Below are 624 nucleotides of genomic sequence, written 5' to 3' on the forward strand. Positions count from 1 at the left end.
ATTGCGCATTCGCATCCTCTTCCACTTCTTCACCTGGCGCTACCAACAGAATTTGCCCACTCTCTTTTCCGATCACTCGCCAACCATCGTTAAACGCATCGCCTTTTTGTGGGAAAAAAGACAAGGTAAACGGCGTGACTTCTGCGCTCGAGAAAATGAAGACTTGCGGTGGTTTCACTTTCTTTTCTTCAGTTTCGTCGGCAAACATGTCTTCAAACAGTGAACCCGGCTCAAACAAACGATCGTCTTTATCCCAAGCACCGCCACCTAGATCCAATTGCAATGCAATGTCATCTTCTAATTTGGTTTTGCTTGGAATTTGCTTCATTTCTAGCGGCTTCCAGCCTTCAGCGGTCAAGCTAAGCAGGGTGTAGGTCTTTTTGGTATCGTCGACACGCACACCAAAATCTTTACCGCTGAGTACGGCTTCTTCGTTAAGCAACTGCAAACGCTGAAAGAAACTTTGCGCGTATTGTTTAGAGAGGTCTTTTTGACTGGTAGGCAACGTAGTGATCACCGCCACCGCGGTAAGAGATAGCAAAACCAGCACCAATAGGATTTCTATTAATGTAAAACCGTTATGTTTTCGCATTTGTTTCATTAGTGCTGGCTTGCGCTCATTTT

1 protein-coding gene is annotated in these 624 nt (G+C 45.4%); it reads right to left on the minus strand.

Features of this window, described 5'->3' with window-relative positions; all coding sequences use genetic code 11:
- A partial coding sequence (gene gspH / locus R7Q48_RS28525) for a type II secretion system minor pseudopilin GspH (protein WP_318133694.1) occupies nucleotides 1-592 on the minus strand: 592 nt, incomplete at its 3' end.
- Between the last annotated feature and the right edge of the window lie 32 nt (nucleotides 593-624).

This window comes from Vibrio sp. 378 (assembly GCF_033339435.1).